24 protein-coding genes and 1 pseudogene are annotated in these 26,375 nt (G+C 68.6%); 4 read left to right on the forward strand and 21 right to left on the reverse strand.

The annotated features are described in order from the left end of the window. The 11 genes and pseudogenes from BST28_RS14675 to BST28_RS14725 all read right to left on the reverse strand — a co-directional run. Nucleotides 1–93 (reverse strand): annotated as a pseudogene (locus tag BST28_RS14675) (WXG100 family type VII secretion target); the annotation flags it as partial. 60 nt (nt 94–153) lie between these two features. Beyond that, the gene (locus BST28_RS14680) at nt 154–453 is read right to left on the reverse strand and encodes a PE family protein (protein WP_019736859.1); all 300 of its coding nucleotides are present in this window, start codon (nt 451–453) and stop codon (nt 154–156) included. Between the two features lie 355 nt (nt 454–808). Then, entirely contained in the window at nt 809–2,641 is a 1,833-nt protein-coding gene (gene eccA / locus BST28_RS14685) for a type VII secretion AAA-ATPase EccA (RefSeq protein WP_065289708.1), read from the reverse strand. Continuing rightward, nucleotides 2,638–3,810 (reverse strand): type VII secretion protein EccE, encoded by a 1,173-nt coding sequence (gene eccE, locus BST28_RS14690; RefSeq protein WP_065289707.1) that lies wholly within the window; start codon nt 3,808–3,810, stop codon nt 2,638–2,640. Before eccE ends, eccA begins: the two co-directional genes overlap by 4 nt. Beyond that, complete coding sequence (mycP, locus tag BST28_RS14695; protein WP_065289706.1) at nt 3,807–5,639, reverse strand: type VII secretion-associated serine protease mycosin; 1,833 nt, start codon at nt 5,637–5,639, stop codon at nt 3,807–3,809. The genes eccE and mycP overlap by 4 nt, the downstream gene beginning before the upstream one ends. Beyond that, entirely contained in the window at nt 5,617–7,131 is a 1,515-nt protein-coding gene (gene eccD, locus BST28_RS14700; protein ID WP_019736674.1) for a type VII secretion integral membrane protein EccD, read from the reverse strand. The genes mycP and eccD overlap by 23 nt, the downstream gene beginning before the upstream one ends. A 183-nt stretch (nt 7,132–7,314) precedes the next feature. Beyond that, nucleotides 7,315–8,214 (reverse strand): ESX secretion-associated protein EspG, encoded by a 900-nt coding sequence (locus BST28_RS14705; RefSeq protein ID WP_019736673.1) that lies wholly within the window; start codon nt 8,212–8,214, stop codon nt 7,315–7,317. Between the two features lie 143 nt (nt 8,215–8,357). Continuing rightward, nucleotides 8,358–8,642 (reverse strand): WXG100 family type VII secretion target, encoded by a 285-nt coding sequence (locus BST28_RS14710; protein ID WP_083081613.1) that lies wholly within the window; start codon nt 8,640–8,642, stop codon nt 8,358–8,360. Between the two features lie 23 nt (nt 8,643–8,665). Further along, on the reverse strand, nt 8,666–8,962 hold the full coding sequence (locus BST28_RS14715) for a WXG100 family type VII secretion target (RefSeq protein ID WP_083081615.1): 297 nt from the start codon (nt 8,960–8,962) through the stop codon (nt 8,666–8,668). Nucleotides 8,963–9,042: 80 nt separating this feature from the next. Beyond that, a complete protein-coding gene (locus BST28_RS14720; RefSeq protein ID WP_065288415.1) occupies nt 9,043–10,254 on the reverse strand; it encodes a PPE family protein in 1,212 nt (403 codons plus the stop codon). A gap of 14 nt (nt 10,255–10,268) precedes the next feature. Beyond that, nucleotides 10,269–10,568 carry a PE family protein gene (locus BST28_RS14725; protein ID WP_019736769.1) on the reverse strand — a complete coding sequence of 100 codons (300 nt, stop codon included), beginning with the start codon at nt 10,566–10,568 and terminating at the stop codon, nt 10,269–10,271. Between the two features lie 488 nt (nt 10,569–11,056). On the opposite strand from BST28_RS14725, the gene ypfJ reads away from it, so the two are divergent. Beyond that, nucleotides 11,057–11,932, forward strand: coding sequence for a KPN_02809 family neutral zinc metallopeptidase (gene ypfJ, locus BST28_RS14730; protein ID WP_019736770.1), 876 nt, complete (start codon nt 11,057–11,059; stop codon nt 11,930–11,932). Here ypfJ and BST28_RS14735 read toward each other — a convergent pair. Then, on the reverse strand, nt 11,929–12,804 hold the full coding sequence (locus tag BST28_RS14735) for a dihydrodipicolinate synthase family protein (RefSeq protein ID WP_083081617.1): 876 nt from the start codon (nt 12,802–12,804) through the stop codon (nt 11,929–11,931). The two genes, ypfJ and BST28_RS14735, sit on opposite strands and share 4 nt — an antisense overlap. Before the next feature lie 14 nt (nt 12,805–12,818). Then, nucleotides 12,819–13,604, reverse strand: a complete 786-nt coding sequence (locus BST28_RS14740) for an aldolase (RefSeq protein ID WP_083081619.1) — start codon at nt 13,602–13,604, stop codon at nt 12,819–12,821. 84 nt (nt 13,605–13,688) lie between these two features. Here BST28_RS14740 and BST28_RS14745 point away from each other — a divergent pair, with 84 nt between their 5' ends. Both BST28_RS14745 and BST28_RS14750 read left to right on the forward strand, forming a co-directional pair. After that, complete coding sequence (locus BST28_RS14745) at nt 13,689–14,231, forward strand: helix-turn-helix domain-containing protein (RefSeq protein ID WP_083081621.1); 543 nt, start codon at nt 13,689–13,691, stop codon at nt 14,229–14,231. After that, entirely contained in the window at nt 14,228–14,569 is a 342-nt protein-coding gene (locus BST28_RS14750) for a gamma-glutamylcyclotransferase family protein (protein ID WP_083081623.1), read from the forward strand. Before BST28_RS14745 ends, BST28_RS14750 begins: the two co-directional genes overlap by 4 nt. Before the next feature lie 11 nt (nt 14,570–14,580). Here BST28_RS14750 and BST28_RS14755 read toward each other — a convergent pair whose 3' ends face one another. The 3 genes from BST28_RS14755 to BST28_RS14765 form a co-directional block, all read right to left on the reverse strand. After that, entirely contained in the window at nt 14,581–15,147 is a 567-nt protein-coding gene (locus BST28_RS14755; RefSeq protein ID WP_083081625.1) for an Rv2576c family protein, read from the reverse strand. A gap of 109 nt (nt 15,148–15,256) precedes the next feature. Continuing rightward, the gene (gene hisS, locus BST28_RS14760) at nt 15,257–16,522 is read right to left on the reverse strand and encodes a histidine--tRNA ligase (protein WP_083081627.1); all 1,266 of its coding nucleotides are present in this window, start codon (nt 16,520–16,522) and stop codon (nt 15,257–15,259) included. After that, nucleotides 16,519–17,196 carry an MBL fold metallo-hydrolase gene (locus tag BST28_RS14765; protein WP_083081629.1) on the reverse strand — a complete coding sequence of 226 codons (678 nt, stop codon included), beginning with the start codon at nt 17,194–17,196 and terminating at the stop codon, nt 16,519–16,521. Before BST28_RS14765 ends, hisS begins: the two co-directional genes overlap by 4 nt. 111 nt (nt 17,197–17,307) lie before the next feature. Between BST28_RS14765 and BST28_RS14770 the strand changes: the two genes are divergently transcribed. Then, nucleotides 17,308–18,201 carry a peptidylprolyl isomerase gene (locus BST28_RS14770; protein WP_083081631.1) on the forward strand — a complete coding sequence of 298 codons (894 nt, stop codon included), beginning with the start codon at nt 17,308–17,310 and terminating at the stop codon, nt 18,199–18,201. Nucleotides 18,202–18,214: 13 nt separating this feature from the next. Here BST28_RS14770 and BST28_RS14775 read toward each other — a convergent pair whose 3' ends face one another. The 5 genes from BST28_RS14775 to secD all read right to left on the reverse strand — a co-directional run bounded on the left by BST28_RS14775 (nt 18,215) and on the right by secD (nt 26,216). Then, on the reverse strand, nt 18,215–20,539 hold the full coding sequence (locus BST28_RS14775; protein ID WP_083081695.1) for a RelA/SpoT family protein: 2,325 nt from the start codon (nt 20,537–20,539) through the stop codon (nt 18,215–18,217). A gap of 99 nt (nt 20,540–20,638) precedes the next feature. Continuing rightward, the gene (locus BST28_RS14780; protein ID WP_083081633.1) at nt 20,639–21,184 is read right to left on the reverse strand and encodes an adenine phosphoribosyltransferase; all 546 of its coding nucleotides are present in this window, start codon (nt 21,182–21,184) and stop codon (nt 20,639–20,641) included. Next, the gene (locus BST28_RS14785; protein WP_083081635.1) at nt 21,181–22,839 is read right to left on the reverse strand and encodes an ABC transporter substrate-binding protein; all 1,659 of its coding nucleotides are present in this window, start codon (nt 22,837–22,839) and stop codon (nt 21,181–21,183) included. The genes BST28_RS14780 and BST28_RS14785 overlap by 4 nt, the downstream gene beginning before the upstream one ends. A 4-nt stretch (nt 22,840–22,843) precedes the next feature. Continuing rightward, nucleotides 22,844–24,163, reverse strand: a complete 1,320-nt coding sequence (gene secF / locus BST28_RS14790; protein WP_083081637.1) for a protein translocase subunit SecF — start codon at nt 24,161–24,163, stop codon at nt 22,844–22,846. A 4-nt stretch (nt 24,164–24,167) separates the two neighbouring features. Then, the gene (secD, locus tag BST28_RS14795; protein ID WP_083081639.1) at nt 24,168–26,216 is read right to left on the reverse strand and encodes a protein translocase subunit SecD; all 2,049 of its coding nucleotides are present in this window, start codon (nt 26,214–26,216) and stop codon (nt 24,168–24,170) included. Nucleotides 26,217–26,375: the final 159 nt, after the last annotated feature.

The following is a 26,375-nucleotide window of genomic DNA, read 5'->3' on the forward strand; positions in this document are numbered from 1 at the left end:
CCGGGCCTCATCCTCAACCGTCTGGGCGTGCACATCAAAACGCCCCGCCATCGCACGCATCGCGTCCGGATCAGTCATAAAACGAGCAGTCATGGAAATCTCTCCTTGGTTCGTTCGGTTCGTGAAAGTTATTGTGACGCAGCTGAAGCGGAATTACCCGGCCGACGCGGCGTTGGCCGCCTCGGTCGCCGCGTACGAATTCGCGCTGGTGTTCAACGTCGCAACGAAGGCCTCGTGGATGGCCTCCGCCTGAGCGCTGATCGACTGGTACATGCTGGCGTGCGCGGCGAACTGGGCCGCTGTCAGCGCCGAAACCTCGTCCGCTGCAGCCGGAACCACACCCGTGGTCGGTGCCGCCGCGGCGGCGTTTTGAGCACTCAGCGCCGAGCCGATGGCGGCCAGGTTGCCCGCGGCCGCGTTCAGCGCCTCGGGTTGGGTGTTCACAAATGTCATGGGGCCCTCCTTTGAAGGTGCCGGCCGGCGAGCGACCGGCGATCACCGGGCGCGTCGAGCAGGTAGCCGGCTACGACGGTAAACCGTCATACCGGAACGGGCCCAACACAACGCGATCTTAGAATTCAGAAACGGCGCCGAAGCCGGATCGGAACGAAACATTCGCCGATCTCAGTCGATAGGCACAATTACCGGGATACAAGTCTCGCCGTCACCTCCTTGCGCCACCGCGAATCGATGGGGCTGGAGTGAAGTACCGGCCCCCTACCTGCGCAATGGTGGCACCGGTATCAGCAAGCGTCAACCCGGGCGCGCGGTCGCGGCACTGTGAATCGGCTGGCGGGACGCTGTCGGGTCAGGACGGCTTCTTCTCGGCCACGGCCGCGCTGAGCCCTTCGGCAAGGTCCTCGCGGGTCAATTCCTTGAATTTGTGCAGCCATTCGTCGGTGAATTCGGTGACGTCGCCGGACAGCACCGCGTCGAGTTCGGAGTCGTCGAGCCGGAAGCTGCGATGGTCTCGGGCCTTCTCCACCACGTTGCGGACGAATCCCGCGTTGCCCAGCACATCGATACCGCGGATCAGATCGCCGTCTTCGGAGTAGTTCTCGTCGTTGTAGAACTTGGTGTAGGACGGCAGCAGCCCCTCGACAGCTTCGTCGCTGACCACGTCCTCGTTCTCCGCGCCCATCATCTTGGTCAGTTCCAGCAGTTCCGGCGGCGTGTAGCTGTAGAACTCGATCACGGTGGAGAACCGTCGGCGCAGGCCCTGGTTCACCTCGAGCATCTTCTCCATGGCGTTGGCGTAGCCGGCACCGAACACCACCAGTTCGTCGCGGTGGTTCTCCATGTAGAGCAGCAGCGTGTTGATGATCGCGTTGCCGTAGGCGTCGCCCTGGCTGTAGCCGCGCTCATGCAGGGTGTGCATCTCATCGAAGAACACCGCGCCGCCGAGCGCCCCCTCGAGCAGTTCCTCGGTGTTCTTCTCCGCATCGGCCATGTAGCGGCCCAGCAGCTTGGAACGGTTGGTCTCCACCACCAGCGGTTTGCGCAGCACCGTCAGGCCGCACAACTGCTTGGTGAAAGCGCGCGCGACCGACGTCTTGCCGGTACCGGGCGGGCCGAGCAGCAGGGTGTGCCGCGAAGTCACCGGTACCGGCAAGCCCATCTTGGCCCGGGCCAGGTTCACCTTGGTGGTGGCCTTGATCAGCTTGATCTCCCGCTTGGCCTGCTCCATGCCGAGCATGGCGGCCAGCTCCGCATCGCCTTCGGCCAGGTATCTGGCCGCCTCTTCGGCATGCCGGTGCGCTTCGGCTTGCTCCCGCGTCGGCGCGCTGTTGGGGTCCCACGGGTCCGTGCGGGCCTCGATGGTTTCGGGGTCGGTCAGAATCAGCCGGTAGTCCGGGTTGTCCAGCGCCTCACGGGCCGGCGCGAACTTCGCGTCCCGCGAATAGACCCGGCGCAGCAGCTCGGCGGCCTCGTCCTCCCGGCCAAGGTGACGCAGACACATGCCCTGCGTATAGAGCGCGACATTGGTGGCGCCGGGCACCCGGTCGCCCTCGATGGCCTCCTGAGCCCGCCGCGTCGCCTCCTCGAACACCCCCAGCGAGGCCAGCGCCGTGGTGGCCATCGCCGCGGCCGCCGCCTTGAGCTCAGGCTGGCGCCACGGTGCCGCGGCCGGGAACTGCTTCAGCACGTCCGGCCAGCGGCCGGTCCGGAAGTACAGCAGGCCGCGCACATAGCTGACCAGCTCGGTCTCGAAGGGGTTTCGCGGCTCGATACCGTCGAGCAGCTTTGCCGCCTCCTCGTAGCGCTTGGCCTCCGCCAGCGCCGCGGCATAGGCGGCGGCCAGCGACTCCACACTGGTGACCCGCAGCCGCAGGAACATCCCGTCGGAGACCTCGGGATGGAATTCCAAGTCCGACAAGCCCAGTCGCCGGGTCTCCCAACCGAAGGTGCGGATCGTCGCCCAGGCGTTGGCCAACACCTCGAGGTCGGAGTCGCCGGCAAGCACCCGGGCCAGCCAGGCATCGCACATGCTCGGGTCGATGGTGGTGGCGGTGGTGAACATCTGCAGGGCGACCTGCGGGTTGTGGCTGGGCTGCAACCCGTTGACCGAGATCCCGGATGCCAGCATGCCGGCGACCATCGCGTTGCGTGCGTCGGTCGTGGCGGATTGGGGGCCGGTCACGACCGTGTCCCGGGCGCGGGAGCAGCTTCGTACTCCGGCACGGCGTCGACCGACACCGCCAGGTCGTCGCCGTCCTGCAGGTGCCGGCCAGGCACCGCCATACGCGGAAGCGCCGTCGGCGCCGGGAGGCTGGCGCAGACCGCCGCCAGCTGACGCCGGCCCACGAATCGGTTCAGCGCGGCCCGCACGTTCCGGCTCAGCTGCGCGGCGCTGTGATACCGCACCAGCACCGAGACGGCGGTCGTCCGGCCGCCGCCGGGGGCGAGCCGCACCGTTACCACGGTCGCATCGGTCTCGGGATACCAGAGATGCTCCAGGTTCTCCGCGGAGATGTCGTCCGGCGAAACCCAGAAGTTGGTGACGTGGCCTTCCGGCCGTGCCCGGAACAGTCGGTGCCGAAGCTGCCCGACCTCCAGGCCCGCCAGGACGGCATCGTCGACCGCGTCGAATTCGTCGGCGCGCAGCGGCCGGGCGCTGAGCCGGCGCCCGTCGATCTCCTCGGCCAACCGCTCGGTGGCCGCCGCCAGCGTGGAGGCCAGCGAGTCGCGCGCCGCCACCGCGTTGACGTTGTGCTGGGGGTCCATCCGCAGCACCAGCCAGGTCTGCCGGTGGTCAGGCATGGACGGGGTTTCTTCGAAGTCGACCTCGTCGGAGTCGCGGGGGGCGCTGCGGGTTCCCACCGTGACGATGTCGATGCTGTCCAGGCGCACGTCGAACTGGCGAAGCCCGGCAGCGAGGCGCTCCACCGGCAGCGTCACCGGCTCCGAGCCCCGTCCGTGCCGGCCGGTCGCCTGTACCGCACGCCCGCCCACGGCGATCACCGTGACCAGTCGGCCCTGGTGTTCGCGCATGCCGATCGGCTCGCGGCCGAAGCGTCGGTGATGATCGACCGCGGGAGTCCGGCCGCGGCTCAGTGCCGACTCGGGGTCGGCGAACTGGTCGCCCACCCAGGCCGCCCACATCGTGCTGATCGGCACCTGCCGGTAGGTGACAAGCGCGATGAGTGCAACCAGCACCGCAACGCCGACACCCGACCACCAGACGTAGTCGGCGGCCTGCGGGTCACCGGGCCAACGGCCGGCGAGGACCAGGATCCCGACGTCGACCAGAAAGACCGTGGTCACCCGCGTCCACGACAGGTTCAGACCTAATGCGTGCTGTGCCTTCATCGGTTCCTACGTGATCGTCGCAATGCTGCCACTCCCAGTGCCACACCGGCTGCCGCGAGCGCCGCCAACAGCCCGGCGCCGGCGACCCACGCCGGTGTCATGTCGCGTTCCGGCGGCATCGGCGGCACCTGCAGGGGCGCCGACAGCCGTTCCGGCGGTTGAACCGGACCGTCGGGGACATCCCAGGTCAGCGCCGCCACCGGGTCGACGATGCCGTAACCGACCACATTATCGACCCCGCGGGCGGGCGGGCGTGCCGTACGGATCAGCCGGTTGATCACCTGATGCGACGTCAGTTCCGGGTATTTGGCCCGCACCAGGGCCGCCACACCCGACACGATCGCCGTCGAGAAACTGGTGCCCGACGGAACCAGCAGCGAGTTCTCCGGTCCGTCGACCGCGTTCATCAGTCCGTCGTCGCGGGGTGAAAGACCTTCGATGTCGGTGCCCGGTGCGGCGATCGACACCCACGGCCCGGCCACACTCGATTTGGTCAGCGGCGCACCCGCCGAATCCACCGCACCGACCGTCAACACGTACTCGTCGTACCACGCCGGGGTCACCACGGTGTTGACGCCGTTCCAGTCGCGCGGGTCGTCGGGCCGCATCGCGTTGTAGCTCGGGTTCTGCTTGCAGTCCCGCCAACTCGTGTCGCCGGCGGCCGCAACGATCACCACGTTCTTCTCGACCGCGGCGTAGCGCACCGCCGCACCCAGATCGGCTTGATCGAGCATGGTCCGCACGTTCATGCAGATGGCCTGGGAGATGTTGATGACCTGCGCGCCCATGTTGGCAGCGTGCACGATCGCCCGCGCCATGGTGCGCAGTCCGTCGGTCTTCTCCCGCAACTGCGGGTCCTGTCCGTCGCCGAACGGCTCCTTGGGCCCGAAGGCCGCGCTGTACTGCCGAATCGAGATCAGCTGCACATCGGGGGCGATCCCACTGAACGCATCGGGAGCCGCTCCCGGTGGTGGCGGGGCGCTCGGTGCACGGAAGTCGACCGGAGCCACCCGTGACCGTCCGGAGAACCCGGCCGATCGCGCGATGCCAGCCGCAGCACCGTCGCCGGTGTGGGCCGACGCCGCGCCGTTGGCCGCACCGTTGCCCGGGCCGGGCGCCGGACCCGGAGCCGGGCCTGGCGCCGGTGCGGGAGCCGGCGCCGGAGCGGGTGCCGGAGCCGGCCCCGGCGCGGCGGGCCCGTTGGCCGGCTCTTCGCCTTCGGCCGGTGGTGGCGCAGGCGGCGGTGCCGGCGGCGGCATCACCACGATCGTCGTCTGCGGCGCCGGCGTCGGTGGTGGAGGTTCGTTGGTGGGAACCGACGGTGGACGGCGGGTCTGGCGCGGCGGCGGCAGCGGAGTCACCCCGTTGTCGGGCATCGCGGCGATGAGCGAGGCCACCAGGGTGCCGTGGGCGTCGCAGTCGGACAGTCCGTCACCGCCGGCCATCACGTAGTCGCCGCCACCGATCAGGTTCGGCAGCCGCGGGTGCGGCGTCACTCCGGTGTCGATGACCGCGACGGTCACACCGCCCCCACGACCGAACTTCCACGCCTCGGGCAGGTTGAGCATGTCCATGTAGGCCGGCTGCACCCGGAAGTCGGTGTTCGGCAGAACGCCCACCTCGGTGCAGTACGAGGTCTGCCGCATGGTCTGCGGCGGCCCGGGAGGGCCGTCGGGCGGCAGCGCGGCCGGATCGATTGCCGGTGGTTCGATAGCCCCGGCGACCGGCATACCGGCCAGCGAGCCACTCGTCATCATGATCATCGCGGCGCCGGCGGCCGCGGTGCGTTGCAGCCGACGCACGCCCCTACCGGTACCGGATGGCTTCATAGGTATTCATCAACCACAGCGCCAGCGGGAACAACGGCATCAGGCACAGATATTCGATCCACTCCACGAACTTGCGGAACAGCGGGCTGTAAATGGTGTTGGGCACGATCACGGCGGACAACAGGCCGAACATCGGGATCAGCACCAGCAGCGCCGCGCCGACCACCAGGGTGGTGGGCGTCCACAACACCACCACGAAGCGCACCACCACCGCCGCGACGATCACCAGACCGGTCAGGGTCACCGTGACCGCCTGCCAACGGTCCCGGAAGGATCGGCCACGCAAGACCAGGAATCCGGCTGTCAGTCCGGCCAGCAGCACGGGCAGCCACGACCGGTCCGAGTGGGGGTCGCTCAAACCGGTGACGCATACCGCGATCAGCACACCCAGCCCGGACAGCAGGCCGGTCAGGAACGACCGGGCCCGTTCGGCGCGCAGCACCACCTCGCGCACCGACTCCGGCCCCTCCAGAGACGGCGGGCTGCCCGGAGTGGTCACCACCGTGGTGGGCAGGTCAGGACGGGCCTCGAACACCCAGCGGCTGGTCGCCGACGGGAAGACCGGCAGCCGCAGGCCGGCCAGCCACCGCGACAGCGACGGAGCGCCCTGGTAGGCGAGCACACAGGCCAGGTACACGCACGCCATCAGCGTTACCGCACCGGTCACGAACAGCATCCGCAGCACCCCGGCGACCATCACTGCCACGCTGATGACGGCGACGGCGGTGTAGGCCGACAACTGCCGTCCGGTGAGCCGGATGACCGACAGCGCGCCGATGCCGGCGACACCGAAGCCCAGCGCCGCCTGCGCGGCACCCACCGAGCCGGGCACCGCCGCCGCGGCGGCCACCACCAGCGGCACCAGCCCGCTGGCCAGCAGGATGTCACCGACGCGCCGGTCGGACGCGTTGCGGGCCTGCATCAGGATCAGCGCGGCGGCGATCAGCACCAGCAGCGCCAATCCCGCGCTGAACCCGGCCGCCAGCCAGGTGTCGTGCTGATAGCGCCAGGCGGCGAGCAGCCCGGTCGCCAGCAGCACACCGATCGCCAGGGTCGATACCCCGACCCGCACCGCGGTGGCCGCATCGACCGGGGCGAACCGCTTGGCCAGGTTCACCGCGACCGCGGTGGAGATGTGCTCGATGACCGGCGAGCGCCGCTCCCGGTCCTCGATGAACCGCAGCCACAACCGGTCCCCGTCGTAGACGTCCTGTTCGGTGAGCGACTGGTTCGGCCGCAGCGCCGTGCCGTCGACCAGGCACAACACCCAGCGGCCGCGCCCTTCGGCCTGCAGGGTCGGCTCATCGAGTTCGGCGAGCCGGCCGTTGATCACCTTGAGCAAGGGGTCCAGCATCACCGACACCGGCGCGTCGGCGTCCAGCAGCGTCCCGATCTGGACACCCTCACCGGCCATGATTCCGACCACCACGGCCCGGGGCGCCGACGGGGCGACTTCGCCGCCCGGCTGCGCCGACTCGATCGCCGTGGTCATGACCGCACCGCCTGATCGACGAATACTGACCCGGTAGAAGCCATAGCTGCCGCCTCGCAATTTGTCATTTCAAAGTCTTTCTAATTCTAAAGGCAATGCATGTTATTCGCACGATTCGCGTTTACCGCCCAATTTCCCGGTGCGTCACACGACATTTCGGCCTGCGCCAACCCCGGCGGTCCGCTAGACCCGTCGATGCGTTTTCCACGCGCCGTAGGGCAGGGTGTCCAAGACGGTCTTGACGCCCACCTGGACCAGCTGCGGGGTGGCCGGGCAGATCGCCAGCCACGCTTCGCCGGATCCAGCGGTGCGCGCTTGCTGATACAGCGCGATCCGGCCGCCGGACCCGTCTTTGATCGACAGCACCGAGGCGCTGGGGCCTTTGGCGTCATCGCGGTATTGCCGGGCGTAGACCGCGGCTTCGGCGGCGGGCTCCGACAGCGCCTGGCCCAGGGCCGCGACGGTCGCGGCGCTGATGCCCATCCGGCGCAGGTCTCCCCCGGTGAAGATGTTGAAGCCGGAGTCCTGCCAGCTCTGGGTGGCCTCCAGCATCTCCTCCATCGGCACGTTGACCGCGGTGATCTGGGCCGGGTCGGCGTGGTGGATGGATTCCATGCCGTCGATCACCAGCGCGGCGATCGAGGCGGCGTCGGTCACCGAGACGTCATCGACGGTGATGTCGGTGCCGACCCGCACCGCCGACACCCAGTGTTCCCCGCGCCGTGCCAGCAGCACCCGGAACTCGTTGTCGGGGATGTCGCGGGTGCCCGGCGGCTGATCCTCGTCATCGATGACGCCGTAGCGCAATTTGCCCAGCGACAGCAGGGCGACCACCTCGAGGTCGGGCGCGGCGAGCACCCGCATCCGGGCCGCGACCACCTCGTTGACCTCGTCGTCGACGACGATGCCCTGCTCGCGCATGACGGCCATGCCGGGATGTTCCGACAGCCAGTCGTTCGAATCGGTGGAAACATAAGGTCGGCAACGCAACTCGGGCGCGACATGGCGGATGTCCAGCAGCGCCTGCAACATCCAGAATCCCTCGACGTTGACGGTGATGTCGGTGCGCGTGCTCGGGTCCATCACTACCCTCCTCTACCTTGCCGATGTACTTGGCTATTGGATCACGCAGCGGTAGGGCTACGCCTGCCACCACCCCACCAATTGCAACACGCGGCAGCACACCGGTGGATCGGTGTGCTGCCGCGCTGCGGGTTGCGGGTTGGTCAGGCCCAGCTGGAGCCGACGGAGGCGTCGGTGTTGGCCATGTTGTTGCCGGCGGTCTGCACCTTCTGACCGTGGGCGTTGGCCTGCTCATAGATCACCGCGAAGTTGCGCCCAAGCTGCGTCACGAACTCCTGGCACGCCACCGAACCCGCGCCACCCCAGAAATCCCCGGCAGCCAGCACATCATGCACGATCGCCTGATGCTCAGCCTCCAACGACGCCGCCTGCGCCCGAATCAACGCACCGTGGGCGTCGACGTCACCGAACTGGTAATTGATGCTCATCTGAGATTCTCCTTCTGACCGTGCTAGCTCGACAGAATCTGCTGGGAAGCAGCTTCCTGCTGCTCGTAGTGGTTAGCGTCACGGATCAACCCATCACGCACACCGTGCAGCATCGTCACAATGTTGCGAAACGCCGTCTGCATCTGACCCATGGTGTCCATCGAGGTCCGCTCGGCCAAACCACCCCAGCCCGCCCCGGAAATATTCGTCGACGACGCCCACATCCGCCGGGCCTCATCCTCAACCGTCTGGGCGTGCACATCAAAACGCCCCGCCATCGCACGCATCGCGTCCGGATCAGTCATAAAACGAGTTGCCATGAAAATCTCTCCTTCTTGCTCGGAATTCGTTGTGGTGCCGGGCGGCGGCCCGGCGGACACGTCTGATCAGGCCCCTTCCGTTACCCGCCGGCCGGCGAACGGGGCATCACTTTGGGGGCCTTGGCGGCGACCGCGCCGAGTCCGCGTCCGGCCATGGCGCCCATCAGCGCGTTGCCGAACGGGCCACCGGGGAGTCCCGATGACGCCGACATGGTCTGAATGGGGGCGCTGACCGTGGTGGACGGCAGCACCGGGGCGGCACGGACCATGCCGTCGGCGGCCATCGACCAGGCCTGCGGCACCTTCAGCGCGCCCATCGAGGCGGCCTGCCCGAGCTTGGCGGAGATCGCGTTGGTGGCAGAGCTGAAGTGTCCGGCCAGCACGCCGACGGCGCCCTGCAGCTTGTCGTTGACGAAGTCGCCGATCTGGGTCATCAAGGTGCCGGCGCCGGTGGCCCCGGCGGACTGTCCGGCCAGGGCACTCGTTCCGCCGATCGCACCCATCCGGGCCAGCTGCGGCAGCATCATCAGCATGCGCATCGCCATCATGCCGAACGACGTACCCATCGTCATCGGCGACGTCAGCGTGTTGATCGGCGTGGCCAGCAGGGTCGGGTCGACACCCGAGAGCGCGGTGTCGGGGATGCCAAGGGTGTTCAAGATCCCGCCGATGGTCGACAGGTTGTACCCCGGGTTGACGGTCCCGCCGTCGGGGCTGCCGGGGATCGGGGCTCCGCTGCTGTCCGCGGCCGAGCCCGGCTGCGTCGCCTGAGCGGAGTTCGGCGGCGCCGTCTGGGCCTGCATCAGATTGTTGTTGGCCTGCGCCGACGCATTGTAAGTGTCCATCGCGGCACCGTCCTGCGCCCACATCGCCTCATATTGGGCCTCGGTTGCGGCGATGGCGGGGGTGTTCTGCCCGAAGAAATTGGTCGAGATCAACGCCAGCAGCATCGCCCGGTTCGCCGCGATCACCGGCGGCGGCACCGACGCTGACCTGGCCGCCTCGAACAGCGCGGCCGCCTGGGTGGCCAAAGCCGCGTTCTGGGTGGCGTTGGCGGACGCCTGCTCCAGCCAGGCCACATAGGGCGTGACCGAAGACGTCGCCGCCGCGGATCCCATCCCGGTCCAGGTCGAGCCGAGGTTGGTGATCACCGAGTGCGTCGCCGTCGCCGATGTCGAGAGTTCGGCTGCCAGGTTCGTCCAGGCCGCCGCCGCCTCGAGCAGGGGCGCCGAGCCGGGCCCGGTATATATCAAGCCGGAGTTGATCTCCGGCGGGAACACACTGAAGCTCATGGACGCGCCCCGACTCAGCCGGCCGCAGCGGCGTTGGCAGCCTCAGTGAGGGCGTAGGCGTTCGAGTTCCCGCTCAGGGTGGCCACGATTTGCTGGTGAACCGCCGCAGCCTGGGCGCTGACCTGCTGGAACAGCTGGGCGTGGGTGGCGAATTGGGCAGCAGTCAACGCCGACACCATGTCGGCCGCAGGGGGGATCACTCCGGTGGTGGGAGCTGCCGCGGCAGCCATTCCCGCGGTCATAGAGTCACCGATTCCCGACAGGCTGCCCGCAGCCGCCGTCAGAACCTCCGGCTGAGCGGTTACGAATGCCATCTTTCCTCCTGGACCTGAAGCGATGTGGTGTTACGCGATAGAAGGCTGGGTCACGAGTTGACGCACGTCACTCTAGCCGACTCCTGTAATAACGGTCTGATAAAGGATTCGGTTGCCGGTGCGATCCGACGGCTCAACCCGAGGCGCCGTATCGGGGCGCGACGATGAGCTGACGTGTTCACCGAGCAGGCAACCTCTCCAGATAGCTGTAGCGGCCGTTGAGGGTGCTGGTCCCTCTACAGCCGGAAGCAGAACGTAACACCGGTATCTCCACCCCGTACAGCACCGCGACAAACATTCAGTAAAGGTTTGGGAACTGGTCAGACAAAGTTGTCTTCACTTAGCCGGCGCCTGGATTTGTCATGGTCAACCGCTCGCCGCCGCCGGCAACCAGCCCGGCTGGCCGGTGCGGTTGTGCGAAGCTAAGGGGACTCATAGGCCGGGCGGCCGGCCACCAGTGAAACTACGGAAATCCGACGGAGCGTGCGATGACCTTCAACGAAGGTATCCAGATCGATACCAGCACCACCTCATCCGGCGGGGCCGGCCGTGGTATCGCGATCGGCGGCGGTATCACCGGGTTGGTGATTCTGGTGGTGGCGCTGCTCTTGGGGGCCGACCCCGGTGATGTGCTCAGCCAGCAGCCGGTGGACCGCGGGCAGTACTCGGCGCCGGGCTTCGACCTGAACAAGTGCCGCACCGGTGCGGACGCCAAGAAATACGTGCAGTGCCGGGTGGTGGCCACCGCGAACTCCTTCGACGCGGTGTGGTCGGAGCTGATGCCCGGCTACAGCCGCCCGCAGGTGCAACTCTTCACCGGGCAGACCAACACCGGATGCGGGGCCGCCAGCAGCGCCGTCGGGCCGTTCTACTGCCCCGCCGACCAGACCGCCTACTTCGACACCGACTTCTTCCAGGTGCTCGTCGACCAGTTCGGCTCAAGCAGCGGGCCGCTGGCACAGGAGTATGTAGTGGCCCACGAGTTCGGCCACCACGTGCAGAACCTGCGCGGCGTGCTCGGCCGGGCTCAGCACGGCGCGCAGGGCGCCACCGGCGCGGGGGTGCGCACCGAACTGCAGGCCGACTGCTACGCCGGGGTGTGGGCGCACTACGCATCGGTGACCAAGCAGCAGAGCACCGGAGTGCCGTTCCTCAAACCCTTGACCGACGACGACATCCGCGACGCGCTGTCTGCGGCGGCGTCGGTGGGCGACGACCGCATTCAGCAGGCCGCCACCGGTCACGTCAACCCGGAGTCCTGGACTCACGGCGCGTCGGCGCAGCGTCAGCACTGGTTCACCGTCGGCTACCAGACCGGCGACCCCAACCAGTGCGACACCTTCGCCGCAGCCGATCTGGGTTAAAGCGCGAGTAACCGGCTCAATTCAGCGCGGCCCGCCTCGTCGAGCGGCAGCAGGGGGCGCCGCGGCGCTCCTGCCGGTACACCGAGCAACTCCAAACCGGCCTTGACCGTAGTGGGCAGCCCGCCCGCCACGATGAACTCCAGCAGCGGCTTCAAGTCGTCGTAGAGCGCCTGCGCCTTGTCGAGCTCACCGGCGGTGATGGTGGTATAGAGGTCCAGGCACGGCTGGGCACGCAGGTTGGGCGCGGCGGTGCACCAGCCGGCGGCCCCGGCGCGCAGCGCGTCGAGCACCAGCGGGTTGCTGCCGTTGAAGAACGGCAGGTGCCCGTCGGACAGCTTGGCGATACGCAGCATCCGGGTCAGATCCCCGGTGGACTCCTTGACCATGGTGACGTGCTCGATGTCTTGGAACATCCCCACCAACAGCTCGGGACTCATGTCCACCCCGGAGGTAGCCGGGTTGTTGTAGGCGACGATGTCGATGTCGACCGCATCGGAGACCGCCTGATAGTGGGTGGTGATCTCCCGCTCGGAGAGCTTCCAGTACGACACCGGCGCGACCATCACCGCGTCGGCGCCGGCCCGCGCGGCGTACCGGGCCCGGCGCACCGTCGTGGCGGTGGTCAGGTCCGACACCCCGACCAGCACCGGCAGGCGTCCGGCGACCGCCGCGATCGAGGTGTCGACCACGGTGTCGAACTCGGCTTCGCTGAGGTAGGCCAGTTCACCGGTGCTGCCCAACGGCGCGATGGCGTGCACGCCGGCCTCTACGAGGCGGTCGATGACGGTGGTCAAGGCGGCGGTGTCGATACCGGCACCGTCGGCAAACGGCGTGACCGGGTAGCCGATGATGCCGCGCAACTGTACTGCCACGAAATGCTCCTTTTCTATCGGCTGATCGCGTCGGGGTGGCCGGCCAGCGCCCGACGGGCGTAGTAGGCGAAATTGGCCGCGCTGCGGTTGGGCAGCAAGGTCCAGTCGTGGGCTTCGCGGGCCAGTTTCTCGGGGAGTTCCTTGATGGTGCCGGCGGCCATCGCGGCCAGCTGCAGCGCGGCGGCACGTTCGATCAGCACCGCCAGCGAGCACGCCTCCTCCACGCTGGCGCCGGCCACGATCTGACCGTGGTGAGCCAACAGGATCGCCTTCTTGTCGCCGATGGCCTGCGAGATGATCTCGCCCTCCTCGTTGCCGACCGGCACCCCCGGCCAGCTCGGCAGGAACGCGCAGTCGTCATAGAGCGGCGTGGTGTCCATGTGCGAGATGATCAGCGGGGTCTCCAGCATCGACAACGCGGCCACGTGGAACGGATGGGTATGCACGATGCACTGCACGTCGGGGCGCGCCCGGTAGATCCAGCTGTGGAAGCGGTTGGCGGGGTTGGCCATTCCGTCGCCTTCGAGGACGTTGAGGTCTTCATCGACGAGCAGCAGATTGTCCTCGGTGATCTCGTCGAACCCCAGGCCCAGGCGCTGGGTGTAGTACGTACCGGGCGCCTCGGCGCGCGCGGTGATCTGCCCGGCCAGCCCTGAGTCGTGGCCGCGGTCCGACAAGACCCGGCAGGTCAACGCCAGTTTCTGGCGGATGGACCAATCGTCTTGCCCGAAATTCTCCGCGAACCGGCGCTCGGCGCGCTGCATCAGGTCGGGCTTGGAATCGTGAAAAGTGGTACCCATGGGGGCTCCTCAGCGGAAGACGATAATGACACCACCTTAAACGATAGGACACATTGTGTCATCACTTTGTGTCATCATGATCCCATGACGGCACTGTTGCGCACCGTCCGCAAACAGCGGGGGCTCACCCTCGAGGGCCTCGCCGAGCGGACCGGGTTGACCAAGAGCTACCTGTCCAAGATCGAACGCAGCCGCAGCACACCATCGATCGCGACCGCCATCAAGGTGGCCCAGGCCCTGGAGGTCGATGTCGCGCAACTGTTCTCCGAACGCGGCGAGGAGGACAAGATCGCCGTCGACCGCGCCGCCGACCGCAGCACGGACCGCCAGCGCTACCGGCCGGTCGCCTCAGGCATGCTGGGAAAATCGATGTCCCCGTTCGTATTACGGCCTGGCGGGCACACCGCGCGGGATGCGCATCCGCTGCACGCACTTCATCACGGCCAGGAGCTCGTCTTCGTCCACACCGGGATGATCGAACTGGAGTACGGCGATCAGACCTGGACGTTGGCGGCCGGCGACAGCGCCTACTTCGACGCCTCGATCAGCCATCGCATCCGGGCGGTCGGCAGCGAACCGGCCGAGGTCCTCGTCGTGGCCACGGATGAGACCGGCGCCGCGCGGTGAAAACCGAGCTGCTGTTCTCCTACGGCACCCTGCGGCTACCCGAGGTGCAGCGCAGCACCTTCGGGCGTGAACTGGACGGTCGGCCCGACGCGATCATCGGCTATGACCTGGACTACGTGACGATCACCGACCCCGAGGTGGTCGAGCTCAGCGGCAGCGACCGCCACCCCATCCTGCGCCCCTCGGCGGCGCCCGACGCGTTCGTCAGCGGCACGGTGTTCGCGATCAGCACGGCCGAGCTGGCGGCCGCCGACGACTACGAAGTCGACGCCTACCGGCGGATTTCGGTGCCGCTGCGCTCCGGTGCGCAGGCCTGGGTCTACGTGTTCGCCGGCTGACCTATCGGTCTTTACCAGGGGCGAGTCGAGCAGGTCACGCCGCTGCCGCCCTGCTGGGATACCACCACTTCACCGTCGACGGCGATCTCGCAGTGGAACTCGGGGTTGATGCGCAACCCGCCGCTGGCGGTGACCAGCGCCCACTGGCTCGGGTCGGCCAGCGTGGTGGTGTAGACCAGCGGCTGTCCCCCGCCGATCGGCACGCGGATGGTCTCGAGGTACTCCGAGGAGTTGGCGTTGTAGGCGGCCATGCTCGGCGGGTCGGTCTTGATGTAGGAGATGTTGCCGGTCAGATCACTCGTGGCGGTGATCGTGTAGGTGACCTCGTGACCGCCGGCCGTGCTCTTCTTCGGGGCCGGGGCATCCGCCGAGGGTTCCGTCGCGTTCTCGTTCGGGGTCGGCGCCGGGGACTCCGCCGGGGACCCCTCGGCCGGCGACGCCGCCGGGGCTTCGGTCGGGGTCGGCGTCGGCGTCTCCCCCGGGTCCGCGAATGCCGTCGCTTGGCCGGTCACCACCCCGGCGGCGGCCATCAGCAACACCGCGCCGAACCTGACTGTCGCGTTTCGCATGGTCGTCATACCACGCAACGCTACCGGAGGCCTCGCGACCGCGCGCCCGACTGCTGACGGCACCAAGTCCGCGAAATTGCACTCATGCAGGGAATTCGCCGACTTTTCCTGCATGGTTTCAATCTCGCGGCAGCCGGACCAACACCTGAGCCACGACATCGTCGATCGGCACGTCGACCTGCTCCCCGGTGGCCAGGTTCTTCACGCCGACGGTGCCGGCCGCCAGGTCGCGGTCACCGGCTACCAGCGCGACCACCGCGCCGGAGCGGTCGGCGGCGCGCATCGCGCCCTTGAGGCCGCGATCCCCGTAAGCCAGGTCGACCCGCACCCCGGCGGCGCGCAACCGGCCGGCCAGGACCGCCAACCGCAACTTGGCCGCCTCGGACAGCCCCACCCCGAACACGTCGCACCGGGTGGTCGCCCCCACCGACTTGCCCTCGGCGGCCAGCGCCAGCAGGGTCCGGTCCACCCCGAGCCCGAAGCCGATCCCGGACAGGTCCTGCCCGCCCAATTGGCTCATCAGCCCGTCGTAGCGTCCCCCGCCGCCGATGCCGGACTGCGCGCCCAACCCGTCGTGCACGAACTCGAAGGTGGTCTTGGTGTAGTAGTCCAGGCCGCGCACCATGCGCGGGTTGACCTCGTACGGCACGCCCAGCGCGGCCAGGTGCGCCAGCACGGTGTCGAAATGCGCCTTGGCGGCATCCGAGAGGTGATCGAGCATCACCGGCGCGTCGGCGGTCATCTCACGCACCTGCGGGCGTTTGTCGTCGAGCACCCGCAACGGGTTGATCTGAGCGCGCCGACGGGTCTCCTCGTCGAGGTCGAGCCGGAATAGGAACTGCTGCAACAATTCTCGGTACGCAGGTCGGCAGGTGTCGTCGCCCAGCGAGGTGATCTCCAGCCGGAACCCGTCCAGGCCCAGCGAACGGAACCCGGCGTCGGCCACCGCGATCACCTCGGCGTCCAGCGCCGGATCATCGACACCGATCGCCTCCACCCCGACCTGCTGCAGCTGCCGGTACCGGCCGGCCTGCGGACGTTCGTAGCGGAAGAACGGCCCCGAGTAACACAGTTTGACCGGCAGCTGGCCGCGGTCCAGCCCGTGCTCGATCACCGCGCGCACCACCCCGGCGGTGCCCTCGGGGCGCAGCGTCACCGAACGGTCCCCGCGGTCGGCGAACGTGTACATCTCCTTGGACACCACGTCGGTGGACTCCCCCACCCCGCGTGCGAACAGCGCAGTGTCCTCGAAGATCGGCAGCTCGATGTCGCCGTAACCGGCGCGGCGGGCGGCGGTCAACAGACCGTCGCGCACCGCGACGAAGCCGGCCGAGGCCGGGGGAACATAGTCGGGCACCCCCTTGGGCGCGGCAAAGGTGCTCACGCACTCAGCCCTTCCAGAAACGGATTGAACCGGCGCTCAGCGCCGATGGTGGTCTTGGGTCCGTGGCCGGGCAGCACCACGGTGTCGTCGTCGAGGCGGAGCAGCTTGTCGACGATCGAGTTCATCAGATCACGGCCGCTGCCGCCGGGCAGGTCGGTGCGACCGACCGAATTCTGGAACAGGGTGTCCCCGCTGAACACCACCTCGGTGTCGAAGCCTGCGACCCGGAAGACGACGGAACCGCGGGTGTGCCCGGGGGTGTGGTCGACGGTGACGGTGGTGTCGCCCAGGCCGATCTTGTCCCCGTCGCGATCCAGCTCGACCAATTGTCTGGGCTCGGAGAACATCACTTTGCTCAGCACGCCGAAAAGCGCCTGGCCCGGCAGCGTGCCAAGAGAGCGCAGCGGGTCGGTGAGCATGAATCGGTCCTCGGGGTGAACGTAGGTGGGGCAGCCGTAGGTGTCGGAGACCTTCTGCGCCGACCAGATGTGGTCGATGTGGCCGTGGGTGAGCAGCACCGCGGACGGCGTCAGCCGATTCTCGTCGAGAATGTGGCGCAGCCGGGCCATCGCGCGCTGCCCGGGGTCGACGATGATCGCGTCGGCGCCTTGCCGCTGCGCCACGACGTAGCAGTTGCACGCCAGCATTCCGGCGGGGAATCCGGTGACCAACACGTCGACCAGTTTCCCATTGCGCGCCGTTGCGGCGTGGACGTGGGCGGTGCTGGTGAGACTTTGGCAGACTGTAGAGCCGACTCACCCGCGAGCCAGGGAGGTAATCCGGCGGTGTCCACGAACGAAGAACGGCGCGCCCAGGCCAAGCGCAAGCTGGAGGAGCAGGTGCGCCAGCGCGCGGAGGCAGACCGCAAGCAGCGCCGGATCCTGATGATCGCCGGCGCGGTGGTGGCCGTGGCGCTACTGGCCGGGGTGGTGTTCGTGGTGCTGCGCGATGACGGCGACTCGGGCAACGTCAACGCCGCCTCGACGTCGGAGACCTCGGAGGCCGCCGACTCTGCCGCGGCCTCGCCCGGCGAACCCGGACAGCTGCCGAAGTTCACCGCCTCGCCCACCCTGGGCGCCGACTGCCAGTACCCCAAGGCGCGGCCGGCCAGCAAACCGGTCGACCCGCCGCGGTCCGGCAAGGTTCCGACCGAGCCCGCCGAGGTCAGCGTGTCGATGATGACCGACCAGGGCCCCATCGGTTTGATGCTCAACAATGCCCAATCACCCTGCACCGTGAACAGTTTCATCAGCCTGGGCGCCAAAGACTTCTTCTCCGGAACCCAGTGCCACCGGCTCACCACGTCGCCGATGCTCAGCGTGCTGCAGTGCGGCGACCCGGCCGGCGACGGCACCGGCGGCCCGGGCTATGAGTTCGACAACGAATACCCCACCGACCAGTACGCCAAGGGCGACCCCGCAGCCCAGCAGCCGGTGACGTATCCGCGCGGCACCCTGGCGATGGCCAATGCCGGGCCGGGCACCAACGGCAGCCAGTTCTTCCTGGTGTACCGGGACTCGATGCTGCCGCCGCAGTACACGGTCTTCGGCAGGATCCAGCAGGACGGTCTGGCCACCCTGGACAAGATCGCCGAGGCCGGTGTGGCGCCGGGCGGACGCAGCCCCGACGACGGACCGCCCGCCACCAAGGTCACGATCAAGTCCGTGCGCGCCGACTAGGGGGCGGGCCGCCTCAGGCCGCGGACGTCACCCGGTAGACGTCGTAGACGCCCTCGACGTTGCGGACCACATTGAGCAGGTGCCCGAGGTGCTTCGGGTCGCCCATCTCGAAGGTGAACCGGCTGATCGCCACCCGGTCGCGTGAGGTGGTGACCGAGGCCGACAAGATGTTGACCTTCTCGTCGGCGAGCACCTTGGTCACATCCGACAGCAGGCGGTGGCGGTCCAGCGCCTCGACCTGAATAGCCACCAGAAACACCGACGACGGCGACGGCGCCCACTTGACGTCGATGATCCGCTCCGCCTGCTGGCGCAGCGAATCGGCGTTGGTGCAGTCGGTGCGGTGCACCGACACGCCGCCGCCGCGGGTGACGAAGCCCATGATCTCGTCGCCGGGCACCGGGGTGCAGCACTTGGCCAGCTTGGTCAGCACGCCGGGCGCGCCGGGCACCGCGACGCCGACGTCGTCGGTGTGGCGTTCACGGCGGGAGATGGTCAGCGGGGTGGACCGCTCGGCCAGATCCTCCTCGGCCTGATCCACCCCGCCGAGCTGGGCCACCAGCCGCTGCACCACGTGGTGCGCCGAGATGTGGTTCTCGCCGACGGCGGTGTAGAGCGCGGACACGTCGCTGTAGTGCAGTTCGCGAGCGACCGCGGCCATCGATTCGCCGTTGACCAGCCGCTGCAGCGGCAGGCCGACCCTGCGCACCTCGCGGGCGATCCCGTCCTTACCGGACTCCAGCGCCTCCTCGCGGCGTTCCTTGGCGAACCACTGCCGGATCTTGGCCTTGGCCCGCGGCGACACCACGAACTGCTGCCAGTCCCGTGACGGCCCGGCGTTTTGGGCCTTCGAAGTGAAAACCTCCACCACTTCGCCGTTTTCGAGCTTGCGCTCCAATGCCACCAGCCGGCCGTTGACGCGGGCGCCGATGCAACGGTGGCCGACTTCGGTGTGCACGGCGTAAGCGAAGTCGACCGGCGTCGAACCGTTGGGCAGGGTGATCACATCGCCCTTGGGGGTGAAGACGAAGATCTCCTTGACGGCCAGGTCATAGCGCAGCGACTCGAGGAACTCACCGGGGTCGGCGGCCTCCCGCTGCCAGTCCAGCAGCTGACGCATCCAGGCCATGTCATCGATCTCGGCGGCGGCGTTGGGGTGCGGAACCCCGTTGCGGCCCTTGGCTTCCTTGTAACGCCAGTGCGCGGCGATGCCGTATTCGGCGGTGCGGTGCATCTCACGGGTGCGGATCTGGATCTCCAGCGGCTTGCCCTCCGGGCCGATCACCGTGGTGTGCAGCGACTGGTAGACGCCGTAGCGGGGCTGGGCGATGTAGTCCTTGAACCGGCCGGCCATCGGCTGCCACAGCGAGTGCACCACGCCGACCGCGGCGTAGCAGTCCCGGATCTCGTCGCACAGGATCCGCAGCCCCACCAGGTCGTAGATGTCGTCGAAGTCGCGGCCCCGCACGATCATCTTCTGATAGATCGACCAGTAGTGCTTCGGCCGGCCTTCGACGGTCGCGGCGATCTTGGACTTCGCCAGCGTGTTGATGATCTCGTTGCGCACCTTGGCCAGGTAGGTGTCGCGTGACGGCGCCCGGTCGGCCACCAGCCGCACGATCTCCTCGTATTTCTTCGGGTGCAGGATCGCGAACGACAGATCCTCGAGCTCCCATTTGACGGTGGCCATCCCCAGCCGATGCGCCAGTGGCGCAATGACTTCCAGCGTCTCACGGGCTTTGCGAGCCTGCTTTTCGGGCGGCAGGAAGCGGATGGTGCGCATGTTGTGCAGCCGGTCGGCGACCTTGATCACCAGCACTCGCGGGTCACGCGCCATCGCGATGACCATCTTGCGAATCGTCTCGGCTTCGGCCGCGGTGCCCAGCACCACCTTGTCCAGCTTGGTCACCCCGTCGACCAGGTGGGCGACCTCGTCGCCGAACTCGCCGCCGAGCGCCTCCAGGGTGTAGCCGGTGTCCTCGACGGTGTCGTGCAACAGTGCGGCCACCAGCGTGATGGTGTCCATGCCCAGCTCCGCCAGGATGGTCGCGACCGCCAGCGGATGGGTGATGTAGGGGTCACCCGAGTGGCGCAACTGGGTGGCGTGCCGCTGTTCGGCGACCTCGTAGGCGCGTTGCAGCAACGCCAGGTTCGCCTTGGGGTAGAACTGCCGGTGCACCGCGACCAGCGGTTCCAGCACCGGGCTCAGCGCGCCGCGTTGGGCGGTGATCCGCCGGGCGATGCGCGCCCGTACCCGTCGGGACGCGCTGGTGGGCACCTTGAGCAGGTCGGTGCGCTCGGTGGGCGAGTCCTGGGCAGGAGGCTGGAAGACCGCCACCGGCTGGCCCCCCTCGGCGTCGCGCCGGTCCTGCTCGGAGTTCTCTGCTGAGCCCTGATCAAAGCCCACGTCGCTCACCTCCGACCTCGAGAATATCGGCTAAATCAGCCGAAGGCTCACGAGCTGCAATGGTGCCACCGCGGCGCGTCCGCCCATATCGGCCAGCTCCAAAACCACCGCGGCCGCGACCACCTCGGCTCCGGCGCGCTGCAACAACCGCCGGGCGGCGGCCAGCGTGCCGCCGGTGGCCAGAACGTCGTCGAGGATCACCACCCGGCGGCCGGCCAGATCGATTCCCTCGGCGGGGATCTCCAGCACCGCCTGGGCGTATTCGAGCTGATAGGACTCCGACAGCACCGGCGGCGGTAGTTTGCCGCCCTTGCGAACGGCCAGCGCCCCCACCCCGAGCCGGGCGGCGACCGCCCCGGCCAGCAGAAATCCCCGCGCGTCGACGCCGGCCACCACGTCGGCCCCGGCGGCGGCGCGGGCCAGCGCGTCGGTGACCGCGGCCAGCCCGGCGGCGTCGGCGAAGACCGGGGTCAGGTCTTTGAACGCAATTCCGGGGGCGGGGAAATCGGCCACTTCGCGGGTCAACGACGCGATGGCCTCGGCGGCAGCATCGTCGGGCCCTCCGGCGGGTTTCACTGTTGCAGCGCCCAGCGGTCCATGTTCCAGCCGGCGCCCCACCGGGTGGGGTTGGCGGCCACCCCGTACGTCTTCTTCGACGACAGCAGGGTGCGCTGCTGACGGTACAGCGGCAGGGTCGGCATATCGGCCCACAGCACCGGGCCGCTCTCCGCCAGCAGCCGGACCATCTCCGCCGGGTCGGCGGTCACCGCCAGCGCGGAGATGATGCCGTCGATCTGGTCGTTGTGGTAGCCGGACAGATTGTTGCCGTTGCCACTGAACAGCTCGTAGGCGTCCATCGCAGACGACCCGGTCGAGCCGCTGCCGGTGGATCCGCCGGTGCTCGCCAGTAGAACGTCGATCTGGCCGTCCCGCAGTGCCTGCGGGCCGATGCCGTCGGAGGCCACCTCGGTGACGGTGATCCCGGCCGGCGCGCACGATTCGCTGATCGCCCCGACCACTGCGGCCAGCCGGGTGTTGGGCCCGCGGTAGCCGATCCGCACCGTCAACGGTTTGCCGCCGAGCGTGTCGCGGGCGGCGTCGGGATCGGCGCGGGCGAACTGCTCGGCCTCGGGCACGTTTTCGGCCTGGTCGAACGCGTCGTCGATGGCGGTGTTCAGGCGGGAGTTGACCATCGGCACGCCCGCATCCCGGGCGATCACGTCGCGTGGGGTGCACAGCGCCACCGCCCGGCGCGCCGGGATCTCCGCGAGCGGCCCGGACGGGGCGAAGATCAGCTGCTCGATACCGCCCGACGGGCTGTCGCTGCTCTGGTAGTCGTCCGGGGTGATCAGGGATCCGGCGGAGCCGGTCGCCACGTCGACGACCTCCACGACGCGTTTGTTGACCCGATCTGCGATGTCTGCGCCCTGCGGCCAGACCGTGATCCGCTTGGTGACCGGCTTGGCGCCCCACCACAGGTCGTTGGCGACCAGCACCACGGCGCCCCCGTCGAGCACCGAATCGATCTTGTAAGGCCCCGATGACGGGAAGTTCCGCAGGTCGGCGTCGTGGTCGAGCCGCCAGGTGGTGTTCCAGGCGGCGGCGATCTTCGGCATGACATCCTCGACCGGCCCCAACTTGCCCAGCACCGCCTCGGTGACGTTCAGGCCGAGTTTGTCGCTGAGGATGTGCGACGGCATCATCGAGGTCGCGGTGAACAGCTCCTCGTGGGCGACGATGTTGCGGTCGGGGAAGAACGACACCCGGGCCTTCTTGGCGCCGGGCTGGCAGTCGATGTGCTCGATGTCGAGGTAGCCCGCCCGGCTGGCGGCGTCGAACCCCTCGAACCGCCCGGATTGCGCGGCCCACGCCAGCACCAGGTCGTCGCAGGTGATCGGGTGGGAGTCGGAATAGACCGCCGCCTCGGCGATCTGGTAGTCCAGCACCAGCGGAGCGCGGCCGACGACCGAGATGCTGCCGAAGTCGTGGTCGGTGACGATCTGCCCGTCCGGTCCGTGGTAGCCGAAGCCGGTCAGGGTGCGCGAGAACGCCTGCGGCGCCGCCGAGGCCGCGCCTGCCACCGAGGTGGTGTTGTAGGTGGGCAGGCCGCCGTCCACGGCGTAGTCGATCTGGTCGACGGTCGCGCTGGTGCATGCCGACACCGACCAGGCGCTCACCGCGGTGGCGACCGCCACCAGCAGGGCCGCCGCGGACCGATAACGGGCCGCCACGGCGTTACCGTCCGGCGCCCGGCTTGCCGGTCGGCCGCTGGGTGCGCCGGCTGGTGGGTCGCACCGGCTTGGCGCCCGGTGCCGGGGCGGACGACGAGGGGGCCGGGGTCCCCGCGGCCACGGTCGCCTCGTCCTCGTCGTTATCGGCGATGTCGTCCTCGGCGGTGTCGTCCTCGGCGGCGGCCGGCACGGACTTGGCACCGGTCGCGGTCTTGCGTCGCCGCATCACCTTTCGGTTGTGGTTCTGCACCAACTCGGTGCGCTCCCGCAGGGTGACCAGCAGCGGCGTGGCCAGGTAGATCGACGAGTAGGTGCCGACGACGACCCCGACCAACTGCACCAGCGCGAGGTCCTGCAGCGTTCCCACCCCCAGCAGCCACACCGCGACCACCATCAGCGACATGATCGGCAGCGCCGAGATCAGGCTGGTGTTGATCGACCGCATGAAGGTCTGGTTGACCGCCAGGTTGGCCTCTTCGGCGTAGGTGCGCCGGGTCTTGTGTTCGAAGCCGTGGGTGTTCTCCTCGACCTTGTCGAACACGATGACGGTGTCATAGATGGAGAACCCGAGAATCGTCAGCAATCCGATCACGGTGGCCGGGGTGACTTCGAAGCCGACCAGCGAATAGACCCCGGCGGTGACAAGGACGTCGAAAACCATGGAGATCATCGCCGCCAGCGTCATGTACCACTCGTAGCGGACGGTGATGTAGAGCGACGCCAGCAGCAGGAACACCACCAGCGCGATCACCGCCTTCTGGGTGATCTGCGCGCCCCAGGTCTCCGACACCGCCGAGTCGCTGATCGCCTGCTTGCTGGGCTGCCCGTCGGGGCCGACCGGCTGGAACGCGTCGAACAGGGCGTCGCGCAGCTTCTCGGTCTGCTCGTTGGTGAGCGTCTCGGCGCGGATCTGCACGGTCGCCGACGAGCCGTTGCCGACCACCACCACCGATTCGGGGCTGCTGCCGACGCTGCTGCGGAAGACCTCTTCGACCTGGGTGACCGAGGTCTCGCCTCGCGGGAAGGAGACCTTCGTGCCGCCGGCGAAGTCGATACCGAAGGTGAAGCCGCGGATCAGGATGCTCAGGATCGCGATCGCGACCATTGCGCCGCTGACCGCGTACCACAGCCGGCGCTTGCCGATGACCTCGAACGCACCGGTGCCGGTGTAGAGCCGCGACAAGAAGCTGTGCTTCGGCGGCCGCGGCGTGCCGGTGGTCTTGCGGGCCGTCTCCTCGACGGCGGTGCCGGTGTCGGTCAGTTCGACCGCCTCGGTGTTCTTCGTGGCGCGCTTCGTGCCGCCCTTGGTGCTCGGTTTGGCCATCTGGCTATCCCTGTCCCGTCGACTGGGCGGTCACCCGCGCGCCCGCTTTGGCTCCGGGTCTGCCGCCCGGTCTGCCGCCCGCCCTGGCTACCGCCCGCCGCTCGCGTGCCACCTGCTGAACCGCACCGAGGCCGTTGTAGGTCGGCTTGGCCAGAGTCGGCGACTTGGACGCCAGGTACACCAGCGGCCAGGTCACCAGGAACACCACGACCAGGTCCAGGATCGTGGTCAGCCCCAGGGTGAACGCGAAGCCCTTCACCTGGCCGACCGCCAGGAAGTACAGCACCGCCGCGGCCAGGAAGGTCACCGCATTGCCGGACACGATCGTCTTGCGGGCCCGCGTCCAACCGCGCGGCACCGCCGAGCGGAACGACCGGCCTTCTCGGATCTCATCTTTGATGCGCTCGAAGAACACCACGAACGAGTCGGCGGTGGTGCCGATACCGATGATCAGACCCGCGATGCCGGCCAGGTCGAGCGTGTAGTTGATGTATCTGCCCAACAGCACCAGGATCGCGTACACCACGGCGCCGGCAAGCACCAGCGACAGCGCGGTGAGCACCCCGAGCACCCGGTAGTAGAGCAGCGAGTAGACCAGTACCAGCGCCAGGCCGATCGCGCCGGCGATCAGACCCGCCCGCAGCGAGGTCATTCCCAGTGTGGCCGAAACGGTTTCGGCCTCCGAAGCCTCGAACGACAGCGGCAGCGACCCGTACTTCAATACGTTGGCCAGCTGACGCGCCTCGTCCTGGGTGAATCCCGGTGAGCCGCCGGTGATCTGGGTGCGTCCGCCGGGGATCGCCTCTTGAATCTGCGGCGCACTGACCACCTGGGAGTCCAGGGTGAAGGCGGTCTGGGTGCCGATGTGCGCCGCCGTGTAATCGGCCCAGATGTCGGCCGCGGCGCTCTTGAACTGCACCTGGACGATGTTGGCGCCGCTGCGCTGGTCCATGCCTGAGCTGGCGTCGGCGATCTGGTCACCGCTGATGATCGACGGCGCCAACAGGTAGGCGGTCTGATGGTCCTGCGAGCAGGTCACCAGGGGAAGGTCCGGGTCGTCGTTGCCGGCCAGGATGTCTTCCTTGTCGCACCGGTTGGCCTGGATCTGCAGGGCCAGGGCCTGCACCACTTTGTTGTCGCTCTGCCGCAGCCGCTTCTCCGCGGCGATGCGGGCCGCCAGGCCCTGCGGCTGGCCCGGCTGACCCGGAAGAGGGGGCACACCCGGCAGACCGGGCAGTTGCGCTCCGGGGCCCGGCGCCTCGCCCGTGCCCGGTGACCCGGGGCTGCCCGGGGCCTCGGTGGTGTTACCCGGCGCGGGGCTCTCCGTGGGTGTGCCCGGCGACGGGGCCGGCTCCTGCGGGTAGGGCCGCGGCTGTGCCGGGGGGGTCAGCGGCTGCTGAGGAAACGAGTCGTTCCCGCCGAACAGGCCTTCCCCGCCGGCGCCGCCCCCACCCGGCAGGCCCTGATCACCGGCCTGACCGCCGTTGGCCGGTGATCCGGGCAGGCCGGGGATTGCACCCGTACCGGGCACTGCACCGGGCATGCCGGGAATTCCGCCTGGGACGCCGGGCACTCCGCCCGGAACACCGGGAATCCCCGGGGGCAGGCCGGGCCGTCCGGGCCCGCCGGGAAGCCCGGGCATCTGGCCGCCGCCCGCCTGCTTTGCTTCCTCCACCGACACCCCGCTGACCACGGGCCGGATGTAGAGCCGGGCGGTCTGCCCCAGGGTGCGCGCCTCGTTGCCGTCGCTGCCGGGCACGGTGATGACCAGGTTGTTGCCGTCGATGATGACCTCGGACCCGGACACCCCCAGGCCGTTGACACGCGCGCTGATGATCTGTTGCGCCTGGTTGAGCGCGTCGCGGGTCGGGGCGGAGCCGTCCGGAGTGCGGGCGGTGAGCGTCACGCGGGTGCCGCCCTGCAGGTCGATGCCGAGCTTGGGTTCGGCCAGCTTGTTTCCGGTCAGGAACACCAGCAGGTAGACGCCGATGAGCATTGCCAGGAACACCGCCAGGTTGCGGGCAGGGTGCACCGGCGCCGAAGGCGATGCCACGTGTTTCAGTCTCCTTCGCTCATTGCACGATGCGCTCTCGCGATCGTCGGGGCTGGTCCGCGCTGGGTCGGCTCGCGACGATCAGTTCGACCGCACCCGCAAAGGGTACGTGCCCGGCTGGCAGGCTCGGTGCTGGGGCAGGCGTTCCGCGCGTCGTGG

This window comes from Mycolicibacter kumamotonensis, assembly GCF_002086285.1.
Lineage (GTDB): Bacteria > Actinomycetota > Actinomycetes > Mycobacteriales > Mycobacteriaceae > Mycobacterium > Mycobacterium kumamotonense.

Bases quoted from the DNA above. Each gene is read 5' to 3' on its own strand.
- BST28_RS14680 (WP_019736859.1), bottom strand. From the start codon at position 453: ATGACATTTGTGAACACCCAACCCGAGGCGCTGAACGCGGCCGCGGGC.
- eccE (WP_065289707.1), bottom strand. From the start codon at position 3,810: ATGAAGGCACAGCACGCATTAGGTCTGAACCTGTCGTGGACGCGGGTG.
- mycP (WP_065289706.1), bottom strand. From the start codon at position 5,639: ATGAAGCCATCCGGTACCGGTAGGGGCGTGCGTCGGCTGCAACGCACC.
- eccD (WP_019736674.1), bottom strand. From the start codon at position 7,131: ATGACCACGGCGATCGAGTCGGCGCAGCCGGGCGGCGAAGTCGCCCCG.
- BST28_RS14705 (WP_019736673.1), bottom strand. From the start codon at position 8,214: ATGGACCCGAGCACGCGCACCGACATCACCGTCAACGTCGAGGGATTC.
- BST28_RS14710 (WP_083081613.1), bottom strand. From the start codon at position 8,642: ATGAGCATCAATTACCAGTTCGGTGACGTCGACGCCCACGGTGCGTTG.
- BST28_RS14715 (WP_083081615.1), bottom strand. From the start codon at position 8,962: ATGGCAACTCGTTTTATGACTGATCCGGACGCGATGCGTGCGATGGCG.
- BST28_RS14720 (WP_065288415.1), bottom strand. From the start codon at position 10,254: ATGAGCTTCAGTGTGTTCCCGCCGGAGATCAACTCCGGCTTGATATAT.
- BST28_RS14725 (WP_019736769.1), bottom strand. From the start codon at position 10,568: ATGGCATTCGTAACCGCTCAGCCGGAGGTTCTGACGGCGGCTGCGGGC.
- ypfJ (WP_019736770.1), top strand. From the start codon at position 11,057: ATGACCTTCAACGAAGGTATCCAGATCGATACCAGCACCACCTCATCC.
- BST28_RS14740 (WP_083081619.1), bottom strand. From the start codon at position 13,604: ATGGGTACCACTTTTCACGATTCCAAGCCCGACCTGATGCAGCGCGCC.
- BST28_RS14745 (WP_083081621.1), top strand. From the start codon at position 13,689: ATGACGGCACTGTTGCGCACCGTCCGCAAACAGCGGGGGCTCACCCTC.
- BST28_RS14755 (WP_083081625.1), bottom strand. From the start codon at position 15,147: ATGACGACCATGCGAAACGCGACAGTCAGGTTCGGCGCGGTGTTGCTG.
- secF (WP_083081637.1), bottom strand. From the start codon at position 24,163: ATGGCCAAACCGAGCACCAAGGGCGGCACGAAGCGCGCCACGAAGAAC.